The organism is Shewanella sp. SG44-2 (assembly GCF_014164215.1).
Classification (GTDB): Bacteria; Pseudomonadota; Gammaproteobacteria; order Enterobacterales; family Shewanellaceae; genus Shewanella; species Shewanella frigidimarina.
This window is the reverse complement of sequence record NZ_JACJEU010000005.1, coordinates 1-13,995: the sequence shown is the minus strand read 5'-3', so window position 1 is coordinate 13,995 and position 13,995 is coordinate 1. Positions and strand designations below refer to the sequence as shown.

General features: G+C 39.6%; 14 protein-coding genes. 10 read left to right on the top strand and 4 right to left on the bottom strand.

Annotated features, from left to right (window positions below; all coding sequences use genetic code 11):
- Positions 1-309: 309 nt before the first annotated feature.
- The 4 genes from glnK (at position 310) to H5181_RS05150 (ending at position 3,708) form a co-directional block, all read left to right on the top strand.
- On the top strand, positions 310-648 hold the full coding sequence (gene glnK, locus H5181_RS05165) for a P-II family nitrogen regulator (protein ID WP_011636110.1): 339 nt from the start codon (positions 310-312) through the stop codon (positions 646-648).
- Between the two features lie 10 nt (positions 649-658).
- A complete protein-coding gene (locus tag H5181_RS05160; RefSeq protein ID WP_011636111.1) occupies positions 659-1,909 on the top strand; it encodes an ammonium transporter in 1,251 nt (416 codons plus the stop codon).
- 151 nt (positions 1,910-2,060) lie between these two features.
- Complete coding sequence (locus H5181_RS05155; RefSeq protein ID WP_182750428.1) at positions 2,061-2,390, top strand: hypothetical protein; 330 nt, start codon at positions 2,061-2,063, stop codon at positions 2,388-2,390.
- Between the two features lie 202 nt (positions 2,391-2,592).
- Complete coding sequence (locus tag H5181_RS05150; RefSeq protein ID WP_404948490.1) at positions 2,593-3,708, top strand: tetratricopeptide repeat protein; 1,116 nt, start codon at positions 2,593-2,595, stop codon at positions 3,706-3,708.
- A 5-nt stretch (positions 3,709-3,713) separates the two neighbouring features.
- Here the strand turns inward: H5181_RS05150 and H5181_RS05145 are convergent, their stop codons facing one another.
- Complete coding sequence (locus H5181_RS05145) at positions 3,714-4,556, bottom strand: ABC transporter substrate-binding protein (protein WP_182750426.1); 843 nt, start codon at positions 4,554-4,556, stop codon at positions 3,714-3,716.
- Positions 4,557-4,986: 430 nt separating this feature from the next.
- Between H5181_RS05145 and aroG the strand changes: the two genes are divergently transcribed.
- Positions 4,987-6,042 carry a 3-deoxy-7-phosphoheptulonate synthase AroG gene (gene aroG, locus H5181_RS05140; RefSeq protein WP_182750425.1) on the top strand — a complete coding sequence of 352 codons (1,056 nt, stop codon included), beginning with the start codon at positions 4,987-4,989 and terminating at the stop codon, positions 6,040-6,042.
- A gap of 44 nt (positions 6,043-6,086) precedes the next feature.
- Here the strand turns inward: aroG and H5181_RS05135 are convergent, their stop codons facing one another.
- Complete coding sequence (locus H5181_RS05135) at positions 6,087-6,263, bottom strand: hypothetical protein (protein ID WP_011636116.1); 177 nt, start codon at positions 6,261-6,263, stop codon at positions 6,087-6,089.
- 351 nt (positions 6,264-6,614) lie between these two features.
- Between H5181_RS05135 and H5181_RS05130 the strand changes: the two genes are divergently transcribed.
- Both H5181_RS05130 and H5181_RS05125 read left to right on the top strand, forming a co-directional pair.
- Positions 6,615-8,408: an ABC transporter ATP-binding protein/permease gene (locus tag H5181_RS05130; protein WP_011636117.1), complete on the top strand. Its 1,794-nt coding sequence runs from the start codon at positions 6,615-6,617 to the stop codon at positions 8,406-8,408.
- A 283-nt stretch (positions 8,409-8,691) separates the two neighbouring features.
- Positions 8,692-8,910 (top strand): hypothetical protein, encoded by a 219-nt coding sequence (locus tag H5181_RS05125; RefSeq protein ID WP_011636118.1) that lies wholly within the window; start codon positions 8,692-8,694, stop codon positions 8,908-8,910.
- Between the two features lie 234 nt (positions 8,911-9,144).
- Here H5181_RS05125 and H5181_RS05120 read toward each other — a convergent pair whose 3' ends face one another.
- Together H5181_RS05120 and H5181_RS05115 are read right to left on the bottom strand one after the other, a co-directional pair.
- Positions 9,145-9,336 carry a hypothetical protein gene (locus H5181_RS05120; RefSeq protein WP_011636119.1) on the bottom strand — a complete coding sequence of 64 codons (192 nt, stop codon included), beginning with the start codon at positions 9,334-9,336 and terminating at the stop codon, positions 9,145-9,147.
- Positions 9,337-9,484: 148 nt separating this feature from the next.
- On the bottom strand, positions 9,485-10,972 hold the full coding sequence (locus tag H5181_RS05115) for an FMN-binding glutamate synthase family protein (RefSeq protein ID WP_182750424.1): 1,488 nt from the start codon (positions 10,970-10,972) through the stop codon (positions 9,485-9,487).
- A gap of 206 nt (positions 10,973-11,178) precedes the next feature.
- Here H5181_RS05115 and H5181_RS05110 point away from each other — a divergent pair, with 206 nt between their 5' ends.
- The 3 genes from H5181_RS05110 to H5181_RS05100 all read left to right on the top strand — a co-directional run bounded on the left by H5181_RS05110 (position 11,179) and on the right by H5181_RS05100 (position 13,912).
- A complete protein-coding gene (locus tag H5181_RS05110) occupies positions 11,179-11,796 on the top strand; it encodes a DUF5610 domain-containing protein (protein WP_182750423.1) in 618 nt (205 codons plus the stop codon).
- A gap of 143 nt (positions 11,797-11,939) precedes the next feature.
- Complete coding sequence (locus H5181_RS05105; protein WP_011636122.1) at positions 11,940-12,689, top strand: ferredoxin--NADP reductase; 750 nt, start codon at positions 11,940-11,942, stop codon at positions 12,687-12,689.
- 215 nt (positions 12,690-12,904) lie between these two features.
- Entirely contained in the window at positions 12,905-13,912 is a 1,008-nt protein-coding gene (locus H5181_RS05100; RefSeq protein WP_182750422.1) for a Fe(3+) ABC transporter substrate-binding protein, read from the top strand.
- The last annotated feature ends 83 nt before the right edge of the window (positions 13,913-13,995 follow it).

The following is a 13,995-nucleotide window of genomic DNA, read 5'->3' as shown; positions in this document are numbered from 1 at the left end:
CCTCAGGTGTAAACCTGAAAAATCTAACAAACAGCCCTCATTTGAGGGCTGTTTTTTTATGTGCGTTATGCAGAAATAGCGCACTAGCTTCTGGCAACTAGGTAGCACAAAAGGTAGATGATTTAGTGCACCAAAACGATGCGGTCATGTTTCTCGTGCACTCGATTGGTGCCTTAATGTTAATGAATAAAAGAGTGGGTAAAATAAAACCTATATATAACAGTATATTGAGAAAGTGGCCTAATGATTGAATTAACTCATTAAACAAATTAATAACAACTACACTTTTTCACACTTTTGGAGGTCGGGATGAAACTCGTCAGCGCTATTATTAAGCCATTTAAATTGGATGATGTCCGTGAAGCTATTGCAGGCATGGGCATTGAAGGTATGACTGTTACTGAGGTAAAAGGCTTTGGACGTCAAAAAGGTCACACTGAACTTTATCGTGGGGCTGAGTATCAGGTGGACTTTCTTCCTAAAGTAAAATTAGAAATTGCCACCAAAGATGAAAATTTGGACATGCTTATTGAAGCGATTACCAGTGCGGCACATACCGGCAAAATAGGTGATGGAAAAATTTTTGTGACTGATTTAGAACAAGCTATCCGTATCCGTACGGGTGAACTTGATAACGAAGCATTATAAGGAGGCTGGCATGGAAGAATTAACTCAATTAGGCCTGACGGTAACTGAACTACGCTTTGCATTAGATACGTTCTATTTCCTCATTTCAGGTGCGTTAGTCATGTGGATGGCAGCTGGTTTTGCCATGTTAGAAGCTGGCTTAGTACGCTCAAAAAACACCACTGAAATTTTAACCAAAAACGTGTGTTTATACTCAATTGCATGTGTCATGTTTTTGCTTGTCGGTTACAACATCATGTATGTCGACAATGTTGAAGGTGGTTTCATCCCTTCTTTTGGTTCGTTAATCGGTTCGCAAGCTGATGGTGCAGACCACGCTTTGGAATCAGACTTTTTCTTCCAAGTCGTGTTTGTTGCTACGGCAATGTCGATAGTATCTGGTGCTGTGGCTGAGCGAATGAAGTTATGGTCTTTCTTAGCTTTTTCAGTAGTAATGACCGCTGTCATTTATCCTATTGAAGGTTACTGGACTTGGGGCGGCGGATTCCTCTCTGAAGCTGGTTTTGTTGACTTTGCTGGTAGTGGCATTGTACACATGGCTGGTGCTGCTGCTGCAATATCTGGTGTGCTGCTTCTTGGTGCTCGTAAAGGTAAATATGGTGAAAATGGCCAAGTTCATCCTATTCCTGGCTCTAACTTACCAATGGCTACCTTAGGTATGTTCATTTTATGGATGGGTTGGTTTGGCTTTAACGGTGGTTCACAACTGTTGGTTTCTGATGCTGAAAACGCCAGTGCTGTCGCTAAAATCTTTGTAAACACTAACTCTGCCGCCGCATTTGGGGCAATCTCAGCGCTTATTGTGTGTAAAGTTGTTTGGGGTAAAGCGGATTTAACCATGATTTTAAACGGTGCGTTAGCGGGGTTAGTCGCGATTACTGCTGATCCTTTATCGCCATCAATATTAATGGCTGGTGTGATTGGCTTAGTGGCAGGTGCTGTGGTTATCTTCTCTGTTATTGCATTTGACCGAATTAAAATTGATGACCCAGTAGGTGCCATTTCAGTGCACGGTGTTGCAGGGTTCCTTGGACTAATGTTAGTGCCATTATCAAATGCTGATGCTAGTTTTGGTAGTCAGTTATACGGTGCAGCAGTCATCTTCATTTGGGTATTTACCACATCGTTATTGGTATGGTTTGTATTAAAAATGACTATGGGTATCCGTGTGACCGAAGAAGAAGAGTACAACGGTATGGATGCTTCTGACTGTGGAGTAGATGCTTACCCTGAGTTTGTGAGTGTTAAAACCGCGGGTTAATGAGTTAATTAGCTAACATTGAAAACAGAACCTTTAGGTTCTGTTTTTTTATGGATTAATAACATTATTATCGACTTACTTGAGGTAAATAATGAAGGATGTGCTAGCTTAACGGTATACACTATAAGATGAAATTTGTGACGAGGTAATGATGAAACCAGCACTGATAAATTTATTAATGGGATCTTTGTTATTGAGTGCGACGAGCCATGCTGGCACCGTTGTGGTGCGCCAGTCATCAACGCCTTTTGATGCTTTTGCTGTACGCGATCTTGTATTACAACAGCACCAATGGCAAGAGTTGTTAAGGCAGCAACAGCAGATAACGATTTTACAATCATTGCCTATCGGTTGCTTAGCCGTGACATCACCATTTGATTATTTTAGCTGTGGCCATCAATTTTATCGTCCCTATGAATATCAAGACAGACAAATTTTTATCCAAATAGATCCTCCAGTTAGTGATAATCCACCTCAGTAGCAAATAAGTCGTTACAACCTTACCGTTGTAGTTTTGGCCTAATGGGTAACTATTGACTATGCTTTTAGATAGCGTATTCCTATCTGAGGGCTGAATAATGTTAACTCATCACTCAAAAAAGACAGAGATTAATCCCCTTACTCATGATGACCAATTAAAACCTAAATGGACTCATCTACTGTTTACTGTTTTACTTTTCAGTATGAGTGCTTGTCAATCAACTCAACCCCAAAACAAAGCTGTAAAGATTGCTGACCTATTTCATGATGAAATGTTCATGCCTGTTGAGACTGTGTCTATTGATGATATTTATCGTTTACCTGAAAAGTTTGTCGCACAATTTAGACGACAGTTTCAAGCCGATAGTACTCTTCGTAGTCAAAATGTTATGGCTAATGAATGGTTGGCTCAATATATAGGCGCACAAGATGGTGGTTTTGAATACCGTGATAATGTGACTCGCTCTGCCAGTGAAACCGTGCTTAATCGTCAAGGTAATTGTATGTCTTTGGTTGTGTTGTCGGCAGCACTGGCTGATGCGTTAAATGTGCCCGTGGAGTTTAATGACATCGATGTTGAACCCGTGTGGGATAGACGAGGTGGTTTTTATTTAGTTAATGGTCACGTTAATTTACGTTTATTACCTCCGAGGTCAAATAACACAGTGTTATTTAGAGGTACAGATGTTCTAGTGGACTTTTTACCTGAACGTTCTGTGCGTGCTTATCATAAAAAAACAGTTAATAAGCGCCAGTTAACCTCGATGTTTTATAACAATATTGCAGCAGAAGCGTTGATTAACACCGATTATGATACAGCTTATGCATTGGTTAAAAAAAGCATTCAACTGGATCCGCAACATGTTGCAGCAATCAATACCCTAGCGGTTATTTATCGACATAAGGGCTACGAAGATGAGGCTGAATATGCATATCGTTTAGCGCTACAAATTGACTCTCAAGATTTAACCACATTATACAATTTGGCGTTGATTTTAGGTCAACAAGGGCGTTTAGATGAATGGGCACAAATACATAAGGTGCTTGAGATCGCGAGAATAAATAATCCGTTTTATTATTTTGACATGGCTCAACAAGCGTATTTTGATAAGCAATATCAAAATGCACTCATATGGTATAAACGAGCTGTTGATAAAGCGGATTATCGCCATGAGTTTTATTTTGGTTTGTCTAGGGCTTATTGGGCAACAGGTGAAGAGCGGTTGGCTGAGAAAAGTCTTAAACGTGCGTTGGCCTTAAGTGATAATAGTAATAAGCAACGCTACCAAATTAAGCTGCAAGCGTTGAAACAGAATTAGTACCATTAAGGCATTTGATGCTGTGGTTGATAATTGTTTTGTTCAGCTAGGTCGAGTATCTCTTGGTAGCGATATGACTGTTTGAGTGTAGTAATAGCACTATCTACTCGGTTAGCTATTATTTGATCATGACAAGCAATTTTTCGTTGTGCAGGGTCAAACAATACCACTTCTGTTACTGGGATACTGGTATCGAGTTTTGATTTGAGTAAATGACGATAATATTCAAATATCCGTCTTTCTAAAACAATGACTTCAACATATCCATTAAATAACATCACCACTTGGCTTTTTTGATTGGTTATTTCACTGTAGTGAGGGTTAGCATTCGCGATGTCTTTAAACTCATCACCTAAGTATTGTTTTGAGTTTTGAAATCCTAAAATAGACAATGCGCTAAGATCGTTAAATTGTTCAATTTGAAGATTGTTTCTTGATAAGTAAAACACGCTATTTTGATATTCAAGTAAGCTTTGCGTATAAAACAGTCCTTCCACATGATCAGGGGCATTGATCATGCAGTCTATTTTATTGGTTTTAACTAGACGCTGTGCACGTAAATTAGGCGCATGAACAATTTCTTTTATGTCTATATTTTCACTGTTCAGAGCAGCCTTCAAAAGGTCATATTGCACGCCAGCATTTTCATCGGTAAAGAAATAAGGTGCAATACTGTTACTGGTAGAAAAACTAATACTATCAATGACTGGAATCAATTTTTCATGGTAAGTTTGCGAGTGAAATTCGACTAATTCGTGTACATCATCGATTGGATCAACGGACGTGGCAATGGCGGGATAGCAAAGAGTTAATAATAAACTTAATAAAAAAATTGACCAATATTTCAATGTGTTATCCTCCTCTGGATAGCTTGCCAAGTATTAAGTCGCTCATCTTCCTTGTGTTGAATTAATGATGTTAATCACTAAAGTAAAGCATATTAATATCATTAGAGTGTCTTTTTGATAAGACAGTTTGTTTTAGTGATATTTGGTGCTAAACAATCAATGTATAAGTGTATTCCATACTCGTTTTACGCAGCCGTTAACTGAGCTGAGTTGCTATTGCTTCTTATTACGTATTCCCAATCACTTACGTATAGTCTCTGTTATCGGCACTGATGAATAATACTTGATTGATTTGTCGATAGATACTGGTTAAATTGATGATTCATGTTCATTTTTTCGATGGTTTTTTATCATTTTTAATGAATCGTATCAGCTGATTTATTTTTACTGAATCAGACACATAAGACGTTTTGCCGGAGTTGTAACCACTATGCATTATCAAAATGACGATATTCGTATCGATGAAATAAAAGAATTGCTGCCACCCATTGCGATTCTAGAACGATTTCCGGCAACCGAACATGCATCATCAACTGTTTTTAATGCGCGTAACAGTATTCATCAAATTTTAGCCCGTAAAGATGATCGCTTATTAGTGGTGATTGGCCCTTGTTCAATTCACGATCCTGTTGCCGCCTTAGAGTATGGTCAACGCTTAGTTAAATTGCGGGAACAGTATAAAAATCAGCTTGAAATTGTCATGAGAGTGTATTTTGAAAAGCCGAGAACGACAGTCGGTTGGAAAGGGTTAATTAATGATCCTTATATGGATAACAGTTTTCAATTAAATGATGGTTTACGGACCGCTCGTAAATTACTTGTCGATTTAAATGACTCAGGAATGCCAACAGCAGGTGAGTTTTTAGATATGATCACACCTCAATATGTTGCTGACATGATGTGTTGGGGCGCCATCGGCGCACGTACTACCGAATCTCAAGTACACCGTGAATTATCATCGGGGCTGTCTTGTCCTGTAGGATTTAAAAATGGTACCGACGGAACCATTAAAGTGGCTATTGATGCCATTGGAGCCGCGAGTGCGCCACATCATTTCTTGTCGGTTACTAAGTTTGGTCATTCGGCCATAGTGTCAACTAAAGGGAATCCAGATTGCCATATCATTTTACGTGGCGGTCGAGCACCTAACTATAGTGTCGAACATGTGTCTGATATCGCCAAACAGCTTGCTAAGTCAGGCTTAACTGACAATATTATGATTGATTTTAGCCATGCTAATAGTAGTAAAGATTATAAAAAGCAGATGCTGGTTGCCGATGATGTCGGTGGGCAAATATCTCAAGGTAATCATGCTATTTTTGGTGTGATGGTTGAAAGTCATTTAGTTGAAGGACGCCAAGACCTCATTGAAGGTAGTGAATTGTGCTACGGACAGAGCGTAACGGATGCTTGTATTGGTTGGGATGACACAGAGTCACTTTTAGCAACACTCAATAAGAGTGTACTTGACCGACGTCAAGCCTGATATTTGAGTTAGTCACACCTAAAAAATAAGGCGCTCAATGCGCCTTATTTTTTTATATGTTGTACTAAGTATTCATTGGCCTTAGCTAAACTGCCAAAAGCAGAGATAAGATTATCACGACCTTTATCTTGCAGTTCAGGGTTACCTGATTCAATCATCATCCATACCCATGTTTGTATTAGTTGTAATGGTGGGTATTGAATTTTCGAGCTATCCAACATAAAGCATCCTTTAAACTAGTAAATCGTTATTTGTTTATTATCAAATAGGCGTTTATCTGTACTCGAAGAGTAACAAATTCTGCTTACAGAAATAACTCTATTTAGCTTAAAAAAGCACAAAATGGCTAAAAAAAATTAAAAAGTAGTATTTTAGTCTGTGTAATTTCATTCTTTGGTGGTTCTAAAGTAGTACTTGCGTGACATTAAAATAGCCATTTTATGATAAAAATGAGTGCGGACTTAATCCATCGTAATGTGACCGATGTCTGATTAGAAAATGACATATAATAAGACAATCAATATTAGATCGTGGTGAACTGCCTATAGCAGTAGTCATTAACTGGAGCATAAATGAGACCTTCTGCGTACTTCGAAGGCCCGGTAGGGAAGTTAAATTGGCATGTTTTAAGATTATTATGGCCATATTTATTAGAATTTAAAGCACGAGTCTTGTTAGCCATGATTTGCTTAATCGTTGCTAAAATCGCGAGTGTTGGGCTGCCATTTATTCTGAAAGAATTAGTCGACACGCTGGATAAACAATCCGCAGCCCAGATCATCGCCGTTCCTATCGGATTGGTGCTAGCTTATGGCATGGTCCGTTTGCTCAATGTCATTATTGGCGAGATACGGGATACGTTATTTGGCCGCGTTACTGAACGAGCAATTCGCCGCCTTGGAAGGGCTGTTTTTGAACATTTACATCGGCTCGATCTTGATTTTCATTTAGATCGCCGTACCGGTGGCCTGTCTCGCGATATTGAACGTGGCACCAGTGGCGTCAGTTTTTTAATGCGCTTTATGGTATTTAATATTGTGCCAACACTGCTTGAGATTGCCTTAGTGATTGGTATTTTCTTTTATAACTATGGCGTCAGTTTTGCATTGATCACCTTGTTTTCTGTGGTTGCCTATATTGGTTATTCAATTGTGGCAACAGAGTGGCGCACCGGTTATGTGCGTGATGCTGCAAGAGCTGACTCGCTAGCTAATACTCGTTCAATCGATAGTTTGTTAAATTATGAAACTGTAAAATATTTTAACAATGAAGAATTTGAGTCACAACGATATGATTCTGCACTTGAACAATGGGAAGTGGCAAAGCGGAAAAACCGCTTATCATTGTTTGCTCTTAACGGTGGTCAGGCATTAATTATTGCTGTTGCTATGACGGCGATGATGGGGCTGGCTGCTTATGAAGTGAGCCAAGGCTCGATGACAATTGGTGACTTTGTCCTCATTAATGCTTTTATGATGCAGCTGTTTATTCCATTAAATTTTTTAGGCTTTGTTTACCGCGAAATCCGTGGAGCATTAGCTAACATTGAACGTATGTTTGATATTTTAGCCAAACAACCACAAGTGTTAGACCATGTCGATGCAATTGAAGCCAGTCCCACTGTCGGTGCGATAAAATTCACCGATGTAAGCTTTCATTACGATCAACGCGCTATTTTAAACAGTGTCAGTTTTGATGTGCCAGCAGGGAAAAAAATTGCCGTAGTGGGCGACAGTGGCGCAGGTAAATCAACAATCATTAAATTGTTATTCCGCTTTTATGATGTTGACCGTGGGTCTATCACTATTGATGGTATTGATGTGCGTCAGCTTAGCCAACAGGCCTTAAGAAGATCTATCGCAGTGGTACCGCAAGATACCGTCTTATTTAATGATTCTATTTATGAAAATATTAGGTATGGTCGCTCAGATGCGACTCACGATGAGATTATCGCGGCGATTAAGTTGGCTCATTTGAGCGACTTTATTGAATCATTGCCAGATAAAGGTAATACCAAGGTCGGTGAGCGAGGATTAAAGCTCTCTGGCGGCGAAAAGCAACGTGTTGCTATTGCTAGAGCGGTGTTGAAAGGTGCACCTATTTTAGTGTTTGATGAAGCCACATCGTCATTAGATTCACGCTCTGAGCAAGCCATTTTGAGTGCTTTGCGAGATGCAGCAAAAGGTCATACAAGTTTAGTGGTAGCCCATCGTTTATCGACCATTATTGATGCAGACCAAATAGTCGTATTGAGTAAAGGTAAGATTGTTGAGCATGGAACACATGCCAGTTTGTTAGCTCAACAAGGGCTTTATGCTCGGCTTTGGCATATTCAACATGAACAGAAAGATTTGGCGAATGGGTAAGGGTTAAACAATGAATATTGCTACCTGATGTTGTCGGATAAAATACCGTCATCGGTACAAATAAGAACCTATTTATAGCGTAAAAGTTCAATATCTGACTACTTTAACAGCGCTGAATGGTGTTTAAATCGTCTGGTTATATTTAAGGCTAATGAATTTTTTGACGACAGTGATCAACGCAGTTAATCTATAGCCTAACTTGTGGGTTATTTATTCCGGATAACTATATTTTTCAATCAATTGGATTTTATTAAAGGTGCGAATTCGTGTATGGAGGTGACTTGTGCATAATATTGCGTTAATTGCGGCGCTAGAAGGCACCCGACATCAAGTGACAACTGATTGGTTTGCTATTATGGCAATGCTTAAAACACGTAGCATGTCTGATGATGCTATTAACATTGTTTATAACGACTTGTGTGCTGGCTTAAGGGTAACAACTCGTGGGCTCACTTTAGCTAAGTCTATGAACAACGACCTCGATAAAAATATTATTAAATAAAGTGATGGTCCGCAGAACATTCTTTTCTAGTTTAAATCGGTTTAATTAACTCATGCTGGGTCATAGATTTGCATAATTTGTAGATAAAGTGATATCAACGGATTATTTTGAAATGTTCAATTGATTTTAACCGCTATTATTTGGCTGGTTTATGTTATCAAATACTTGGAAGAAGATAGGAATTATATTGAGTTGATTCAGTGGTGACGAGTGCTGCTACTAATTATCAAAAGCTTACTTTTTCTGCCAACCAATACACACCATTTTTATGAGTGCTGCTGGAGACGGATCTAGTGTTAAGCGCTTAATTCTACCTTGTTCAAAACACACAAATTCACCTTCGATTTCTGTCATTCGATTACAGTTTTTACAGCTTAAACTTAAGCTTTTGACATTTAGATCTACTGCATTCGTTTTTATGTTCAACGCGAAATCCTCTGAATTGGTGCCTCTTTAAAATCACATTAAGGCTACTTACTGTGATCGATATCAAAGTATATTGTACACGTTTTCTTAACTTCGGCAAAGTAATCCGCTAGGGGCCCCTGTTATTTACTGTGATTGATGGTCTACTTTATTGCATGTATCGGTAATGTTTATCGAGAGTTACAGCTACACCTGTGGATTGTACTATTCGGGCATGATGGCGGGTTAAGTATCTCGGGTCGGTTACACCACATGAATGTGCGATCATGGTTAAATCGTAATGTAAGAAATGATTGTAGTTTGCGACTCGTGCAGATTTATCTTTTGGATCTAAGCCTTTTTGCAATCGTATATTATGAGTGGTTATACCGGTTGGGCAGGTGTCTCGGTTGCACTGTAGCGATTGAATACAACCTAAGGCAAACATGTTTCCGCGAGCTGAGGCGATAAAGTCGGCGCCAGTGGCTAATGCCCATGCCACGTATGACGGCATGATCATTTTACCGGTCGCAATAACCTTAATGCGTTGTTTAAAGCCGCGTTCATTCAGTAAATCAACCAGTAACGGTAAACTTTGGCGCAGTGGTAAGCCGACATTATCCATTAAAGCTTGGGGGGCTGCGCCCGTACCACCATCGGAACTGTCTAAGGTAAAAAAGTCTGGCGCATATTCAATACCACGACGTTCAATTTCATCGAGGAATTCAGTAACCCAAGACATATCACCTAATACCGCTTTAATACCGGTTGGTTTTCCGGTGATATCTCTTACTTGATTGATCATATCGATAATGTCAGCAACATTATGTAATTCAATATGGCCATTGGGGCTTATGGAGTCTTGCCCTGCTGGAATACCGCGAATGGTTGCTATTTCTTCGGTGACTTTTATCGCCGGTAAAATGCCTCCTTTTCCAGGCTTCGCACCTTGGCTTAATTTAATTTCAAACATTTTTACTTCAGAATGAGCGGCAATATCGGTCAGTTTTTGTGGATCTAAATGACCATGCTCGTTACGCACTCCGTATTTAGCGGTACCTATCTGAAAAACTAAATCACAATGTCCTTTGAGATGATAAGGGCTTAACCCTCCCTCACCAGTATTGAGCCAACAACCTGCTTTTGCTGCGCCATGGGATAGTGCTGTAACGGCTGGACGAGACAAGGCTCCAAAGCTCATTGCCGAGATATGGCAAATTTTATCAGTTGTGTAAGGGTGTTTACATTCAGGACCAATGGTTACTGCGATGGTTTGGTGAGTGTCATGATCACTGACGGGGAATGCTGAGTTCATGAACATTACCGCACCCGGTTTATCCAGAACTTGTGTCGACCCAAACGCAATTGTTCGGTCAACATTTTTAGCTGCACGATATACCCAACTGCGTTCGGCTCGATTAAACGGCAGTTCTTCGCGATCTTGAGAAAAAAAGTATTGTCTAAAAAACTCACCTTGTTTTTCAAATATATATCGAAAACGACCGATAACAGGATAGTTGTGTCGTATGGCTTGTTTTGTTTGCAGTTTGTCAGCGATAAACATGTAAATTACAGCGATCAATAATAACCAAAATAACACTAAGAAAAGACCGGAAAAAATATCTATTCCCCACATAAACCAATGTTGTTGCGGCATGTTGTTATTCCTATCTGGCTATCAATCTGATTACCATATTAGCAGATGTTCATTTGGGCAAGTTAAATTGGTGATGTTAATCAACAAGCTATTTTTTAGTAAACGTAATATAAATAAATTTTTCTTAATTGTTTTAATGTATGGCTTTAGAAATGTGTATTTTGGTCGATAATTAAGCTATCGGTCATTGTATGTGAGCTAATATCATGGAAATTAAACAATCAAATAGCAGTAATGCGAGTCCACTGCGTGACAATAAAATAGTCAATACACCGCAAACTTCATCAACCCACCAAGCTGAAAAAAATACGCCGGTTGAGCCTAAGTTAACCAGCAATCAGCTAAGTCGACAAATGATGAATAATTCGATTTTAGCGGCGCAAGAAGAGGTCAGTATTGCTGCGGGTGATAAGTCTATGGCATTACTTTATCGTGCCGCGATTGAAGCCATTAATGAAGAGCTTGCGCCAACGCTAGGGGAGAACTCAGTCCAAAAGAGTATTGAAAGTGGAGTGGATTACTCTCCTGAAGCGACTGCCGATCGTATTGTCAGCTTTGCCACAAATTTTTTCTCGACACATCAGCAACAAAATAAATCCATGGGATTTGATGAGCAAGTTAGCAGTTTTATGGTGAAAATTGGCGATGCTATTGATCAAGGTTTTAAAGAGGCTAGCGATATCTTATCTGGGCTAAAAGTCTTAGACGGTGATATTGCTGCTGGTGTTGATCAAACCTATGAACTCATACAACAAAAACTTGCTCAGTTTCAGCAAGACCGCTTAGATGCTAATTCAGCAAAGCAAGATTCATCAACTACGTAAACTTAGCTCTGTTCTTTTTAAGCGAATTAATAGCGTTAGATTATTCGCTATAGATATAAATCTGGAAGGCTTTTAATTAAGCAAATATCTGTATAGATTGGTATTATAGTAGATACATAGGCCAGTCTAAAAGGAACAAAGTCATGTGGATTACCGGTACCGTGCTAAAACGCATTGATTGGAATGATAAATTATTCTCGTTGCGTATCAAAGCCGATGTCGAACCTTTTATCGCAGGTCAGTTTATTAAGCTCAGCCAAATGCGTGATGATAAACGTGTCGCGCGGGCGTATTCGCTTGTCAATCCACCAGGGACTGATTATGTCGAAGTGCTGGCTGTTGCGGTAGAGGATGGTCAGTTATCTCCAGATCTAAAAGCATTAAGCCCTGGTGATACCATTCAAGTCACGCCTAAAGCGACCGGTTTTATGACTTTAGATGAAGTGCCTAAAGGGGCATTGCAAGGCAAGCACTTATGGCTGTTAGCGACAGGCACTGCAGTGGGTCCATTTATCTCTATGCTTGCAACCGATGAGCCATGGCAACGCTTTGAAAAAGTCGTGTTAGTTTATGGTGTAAGGCTTGGTGAAGATTTAGCTTATTTAGAAACGATTAAACAGTTTATTAGCCAACATCCTCTTCAGTTTGTGTTTATTCCAATTGTGACCCGTGAAGATTATCCCGAAGGCTTATCATGTCGCATTCCTGATGGTATTAGCAGCGGATTAATTGAACAGAAAGCAGGCTTAGGGATTAATGCAGAACATTCTCAAGTGATGATTTGTGGTAACCCTGGAATGATAAGTGATGCGCAAACCGCTTTGGTTGAAAAAGGCTTAGCAAAAAATCTTCGACGAGCGCCAGGGCAAATTACGGTCGAAAAATACTGGTAACACTTTGGTCAATCATAGTTCCATGATAGTGGCTTAAGCTTGCCATATTGCCATACAGCATGACGATTTGATGTTTTAGCTTTGGCAACTTAACTGTTGAGAGTGAAACAGCGCTTGCTCCTTTTGGTATGATCACTTACTCTATTGCAATTGATAACCATTATCAATTACGCCGGTTGTGGCGGAATATTGATTCAGTTAGGGAGAGTTGATTAATGAAATTGTTAAAAAGTGTCGCATTATTAGGGTTGGCTTGTGTTGCTTCTTCTGTGAGTGCCGCAGAGGCATTAACGGTTTATTCTTACCGCCAAGCTTTCCTGATTGAGCCTATTCTAGAAAAGTTTACCGAACAAAGTGGTGTCGACGTAAATGTTGTTTTTGCTAAAGATGGTATCGCAGAACGTATGGTGCGCGAAGGCCGCCTATCTCCCGCAGACGTGGTATTAACATCTGATTTCTCTCGCTTAATGGAATTAGTGGAAAAGGATCTTATTTCTCCCGTCGACAGTGCGGTGATTGATAGTAATATTCCAGCTCAATATCGGTCACAACAGAACAATTGGTATGCGCTGACAATGCGCGTTCGTAACCTGTATTCTTCTAAAGATCGTAGCGGTAAAATTGACATCGATTACGAAGACTTAGCCTCAGCAGAATACAAAGGTAAAATTTGTACTCGCAGTGGCAAACACCCTTATAACGTCGCATTAGTGGCGTCGATGATTGCTCATGACGGTGAGGCGAAAACTAAAACCTGGTTAGAAGGGGTAAAAGCCAATCTAGCCCGTAAGCCTCAAGGTAATGATCGTGATCAAGTGTTAGCAGTTAAAGAGGGCATGTGTGACATTGCTATCGGTAACAGCTACTACTATGGCAACATGCTGATGGATAAAAATCAGAAAAGCTGGGCAGAAGCGGTTGAAATTAACTTCCCTAATCAACATAACCGTGGTGCTCATGTAAACGTATCAGGTATGGCATTAGCCAAACATTCACCGCATAAAGATAACGCGATTAAGCTCATGGAATTTCTTACTTCAAACGTTGCGCAGAAAATGTATGCTGAAGTTAATATGGAATATCCGGTAAAAGCTGATGTAGCACCGTCTGAATTAGTGGCGTCATGGGGTGATTTTAAAGCCGATAGTTTGCCTATCTATAAGTTGGCTGAATACCATCAAGCTGCTGTAAAATTGCTTGATGAAGTGAAATTTGATCTTTAACTGAAGCTCGTTTAAATATTATCAGCGCATTATCGATATGATTTACAGATTTACAGATTTACAGATTTACAGATTTACAGATT